Genomic DNA, 4,329 nt, shown 5'->3' on the forward strand with positions numbered 1-4,329 from the left:
TCGTCAGCTCTGCAACAACCAAATTAACTCCATATATTTTTAGACTCACATCAACATAATTTTGTGCATTTTATGTACAATAGGCTTGTCTGATCATGAAAAAGCAATTCTTTTTCATGTGCTTTTTTTAATACCCAGGTTGTACTAATAGCCTGGGTTTTTCTTTAAAACAGTATCTCCTGTGTTGGTACAGTATCCTCAAGTATGTTGTGAATACAGTATGTCACAACACCAATGGCCTCAAACTCTGACTCTTCATTAATCTCCAGTGGTCTACATCCTTTACAATCCATTGTTAGGAATGGTCGTTGTCCTGAAGACTTAAAAATAAGCGACTAACCATGCATGAGATGGCTAAGAAAGTAGCTAGAGAGGCGGAGTAGTCCGCTCCAAATCAGTCCCAGTTCATTTTTAGCTTCTTATGGTGTTCAGCGCAGTCCTTTAGGTAAAGGTTTATGAGGTTTTGGTAAGGAATGCCATTTTCCTCAGACAACTCTTTGAAGTAATCAATAACATCCTCATCTAGCCGGATAGTTATCTGCTTTTTAAGCTGCTTTGCATAAGGGTTTGGTACTGAGTTTGAAAAATCGTAATTATCACGCATAACGGAATCCATCGTATTGTTTCTGCTCGTGTTTGTTTGCTCTTCGTGCCGATATCAGCCTTATTTCATAGTCATCAGCTCGGTAGCAGTGGCATACCACGAGGGTTTTAAAGTGGTTGCTCATGCCTAGCAGAATAAAGCGCTCCTCCCAAGTAAAGTTATATGCACTCATAATTACATTGTAGTTATATTATAATTACAGTCAAGTTGATAGCATATAGCTTCTTGTTTTCCAGCTATAGATGTTCCACAAAATGTTCCACGCGGAACATAACACAGTTGATGTGTGCTTCCTGTGGCAGATCTGATCAGCTGAGCAGGTAGCGTGAGACTTCAGCTTTTTTAGCCGCCTTCACCAGATTTTTATCCAACGTCGCAATGGGTAAACCTTCACGTATAGCGAGTTCTAAATAAGCTGCATCATAGCTACTCAGGTTGTAGGTTTTGGCTAAACGCATAATACGCCCAAAGGCATGACTGGCGGTAGACAGATCAACATGGATTGGCAAGCTTTCCAGTTGAGCAAGAAACGACTCCACTTCAGCAAGACTGATTTCCTCACGCTTTTCTGCGCCGAGTAATACGCTAACCGCTTCCAAATGCCATAGGTTAGGAACCACAGCCTCCTTTTCCACCATCGTGTCCAGTACACTGATAGCGTACTCTTGATCAGTAACTTTGGCGGTTCGCAGCAACCAGCGCATGGCGACTGAATTATCTAAGACAAAGTCACTCACTACTTACGGCCATCCATTTTCAGCTCATCTAATAACTCATCCGACATCACATGTTGTTTCATTTTTTTGATGTTGGCGATGGCGTTTTTCACCTTCTGTTTCTGATGATCTGCGGGCACTAAGTCGGCAATGATTTTACCCCTGTTGGTAATAGTGAAAGATTCACCAGACTCTACCCGGCGCAATAATTCAGGGAGTTTTGATTTTGCTTCGTAAGAGCCAATTTCGTTATGCATATGGTTATCCTTATTGAAATATAGACCAGTCTATTAAACTGGTCTATATATGTCAAACAAGGTGCTTTGATAAAGGGGCTGCGCCTGTAAACTCAATCCTTTGAAATTCCTATCTATGAACACTGAGCCAGATGATTGGCACTGGCTAAAAGTCGCCGACAACGTCGGCCTAACTTGTGGCATGAATTTAACCAAAAATTGGCGAGCTGCTGTAGTGATTGCTGTGATTTGGTGTTTAGGGGTTGCCCTGCTCTGTTATGCTTTATGGAGTATTTAAAAAGGCAAGGACACTTTCCCTGCCTCTTACACCAAAAAGCCTAAACATTACTCAACAATGGAAAGACAAGTGCCTCCATGTTCATCTGGTCGATTAGGCCCTACATAGGTAGCATTGAGTCCACAACTCCTTGATGTTGTATAGGTAGACTTTAACTGATACCCCTGAGCCCAAATACAAGTACCACCATGTAAATCTGGCCTATTAGGACCAACATATGCTCCACCATTCTCACAGCTCTTATCTTTGGTATAACTTGTATGCAATTTAAAAACGCCCTCAGAAAAGCTTAAACACACACCACCATGTTCGGAGGGCATATTTGGTCCTGCATAGACGGCAAATGCACCACAATCTTTGGTAAGGGTATAATCATCCATAAAGTAAGCTGCGCTCGCACTGGCTGTGCCTGATAATAGTGTAACTGCCGCAACTAAATTAAATATGGCTGTTTTCTTCATTAGCTTAACCTATCCTTAGTTCTTTTTAAAAATAGAAATTTGCAGCACAAATGTGCAACAAAATTGCAAGCTCAATGCTATCTAACTAATCCTCCCGCTACAAGCTTATCTACCACTGATTGACTACAGGTATTACCTATCTAAAACAGAAGTACATCACTTGGCCTATCTGGTTTGAGGCAGTGTTTGGCGTCACTTTTCACTATATTAGACATAAATAATCAAGTAATACGTATTACCGATTTTGATAACATACTACGCCTGTCGCGCAAAAATAGCCGATAACTATGATTACCGGCTATTTTTTCGAGGGGGTTGGGTATTTGGGGAAAGGGAGGGGCACTAAGAGCACTAGTAATTACATCAGTAGTCACTGATTTACGGCAGGTATCTTTTAACAATACTGCGGACAGTTTTTGTGTTATCGGCACACCGCTATACAAGCTATGAATCATAAGGGTTGTACTTTATTGCAAGTTATCAGATGGCCTAAGTTGCTATAAAGTTTAAGAGTAGAGCTATAGCCCGCAAGTATTCGTTTTACCCAAGCTCTAAAACTGTCCGAACTATTGACTAACATTAAATGCTCTATTCTGAATCATGATAGTCTGTTTACTGTGTTATTGATATAAAGGGATTTTTATGGTCAGTTTTAAAATTTCCGGGTTTTCATCTCGCATTAAATATCTCCTAATCGTCATTCTCACTTTATTGCCTTTTTCAGCTGTATTAATTTTTGTTGGTTTTATTGCTTATCTTCCTGCTTTCCAGGCCATGGATGATATGAATAAGGTTGTTATGAAAGAGTTAGTGCCCCTCTCTGAATTACAGCGCTCACTCCTCAATGCGGCAATGCCTCCAAATGACTATATTATTCATAAGGGTGATGATGAAAAGCAGCTTTTTGCAAAGGTGGGAAAAGAGGTTGATGTTGCCTTTTTACAATTACAAGCTGCCTATAAGGATAGGCCAGACAAACTGGAGACCATTAAGGTTGCTTATACTTCCTGGCTACATGTCTTTAAAGATGGTCAAACCTTAATGTCATATGTTGACCATTCTGACTATGACAGCGCCAACAAGGCTATGGAAAAATTTGACGCCAATATACAGGTTGTTGTTGATAATTTGAATCAGGTGCATGAGAAAACACAGGTCGAGTTAATAAGGCATAATGCCCAAGTTGTGGCAATGGAAGATAAAGGCATATTAATTACGATACTTGCGTTCGTGACAACATTAATTTTCGGTATTTTTGGAAGTATTTGGCTGACTAAACGTAATAAAAGCCTGGAAAATCAATCCATGCATGATCAATTGACAGGAGCATTTAACAGGCACGCATGTGATGAGAAATTCCAGGATTTGACAAGAACAACTGTGAGTTTGGAACGTAAGCTTTTTTCTTTAATTATGATGGATATCGATTACTTTAAGTCTGTTAATGATACCTATGGACATCAGGTAGGAGATGAGGCACTAAAGGTTGTTGCCCATGTCATCGAAAATCATTTAAGAGGTAGCGATTTCTTTGCTCGCTTTGGTGGCGAGGAATTTATTATTATTATCCCTGGTACAGAAAAACATTTTGCTAAAGAGATGGCTGATCGTTTGCGCATTGCTATTATGGAAACTCCGATAAAAGCTTCAGATGAAGAAAATATTTATATCACTATGAGTTTTGGTGTGGCTGAATTTCCTTTAGATTCCAGCAATCAGACAAAGTTGATTGATTGTGCAGATCAGGCACTTTATAAAGCGAAAGAAATGGGGCGTAATCAAGTTGTTGTTTATGGTGAGAGGGCTAAAGCAGAACAACCATCTGCTATAGCTGGCGAAGAATAAATACCCGCTTGCGGAAATATGCGGGCATCGAGACTTAGACCTGCATAAGACCTGCCCTAATTTCGACGTTGGGGAGTGGTGGGAAAAAAATAGTGCCCTTTAATATGGCCCAATCAAAACTCAATCTCTATCAGGGAAGTAATATTTCATGAGCTAAGACAGTTAAAGA

The 4,329-nt window shown here is 40.1% G+C and carries 7 protein-coding genes; 2 read left to right on the forward strand and 5 right to left on the reverse strand.

Annotated features, from left to right (window positions below; all coding sequences use genetic code 11):
- Window positions 1-394: 394 nt before the first annotated feature.
- The 4 genes from KCG35_RS23755 to KCG35_RS23770 all read right to left on the reverse strand — a co-directional run bounded on the left by KCG35_RS23755 (window position 395) and on the right by KCG35_RS23770 (window position 1,577).
- Window positions 395-604, reverse strand: a complete 210-nt coding sequence (locus KCG35_RS23755) for a BrnA antitoxin family protein (RefSeq protein WP_027710257.1) — start codon at window positions 602-604, stop codon at window positions 395-397.
- Complete coding sequence (locus KCG35_RS27160) at window positions 597-776, reverse strand: BrnT family toxin (RefSeq protein WP_215822342.1); 180 nt, start codon at window positions 774-776, stop codon at window positions 597-599. Before KCG35_RS27160 ends, KCG35_RS23755 begins: the two co-directional genes overlap by 8 nt.
- A gap of 136 nt (window positions 777-912) precedes the next feature.
- Window positions 913-1,341: a type II toxin-antitoxin system VapC family toxin gene (locus KCG35_RS23765; RefSeq protein WP_215822343.1), complete on the reverse strand. Its 429-nt coding sequence runs from the start codon at window positions 1,339-1,341 to the stop codon at window positions 913-915.
- Window positions 1,341-1,577, reverse strand: coding sequence for a type II toxin-antitoxin system Phd/YefM family antitoxin (locus tag KCG35_RS23770; protein ID WP_215822344.1), 237 nt, complete (start codon window positions 1,575-1,577; stop codon window positions 1,341-1,343). Before KCG35_RS23770 ends, KCG35_RS23765 begins: the two co-directional genes overlap by 1 nt.
- 115 nt (window positions 1,578-1,692) lie before the next feature.
- On the opposite strand from KCG35_RS23770, the gene KCG35_RS23775 reads away from it, so the two are divergent.
- Window positions 1,693-1,854 (forward strand): hypothetical protein, encoded by a 162-nt coding sequence (locus tag KCG35_RS23775; protein ID WP_215822345.1) that lies wholly within the window; start codon window positions 1,693-1,695, stop codon window positions 1,852-1,854.
- Window positions 1,855-1,901: 47 nt separating this feature from the next.
- On the opposite strand, the gene KCG35_RS23780 is transcribed toward KCG35_RS23775, so the two are convergent.
- Complete coding sequence (locus tag KCG35_RS23780; RefSeq protein WP_215822346.1) at window positions 1,902-2,315, reverse strand: hypothetical protein; 414 nt, start codon at window positions 2,313-2,315, stop codon at window positions 1,902-1,904.
- A 642-nt stretch (window positions 2,316-2,957) separates the two neighbouring features.
- Here KCG35_RS23780 and KCG35_RS23785 point away from each other — a divergent pair.
- On the forward strand, window positions 2,958-4,160 hold the full coding sequence (locus KCG35_RS23785; protein ID WP_215822347.1) for a GGDEF domain-containing protein: 1,203 nt from the start codon (window positions 2,958-2,960) through the stop codon (window positions 4,158-4,160).
- The last annotated feature ends 169 nt before the right edge of the window (window positions 4,161-4,329 follow it).

It is taken from the genome of Zooshikella harenae (assembly GCF_018837975.1).
Taxonomy (GTDB): domain Bacteria; phylum Pseudomonadota; class Gammaproteobacteria; order Pseudomonadales; family Zooshikellaceae; genus Zooshikella; species Zooshikella harenae.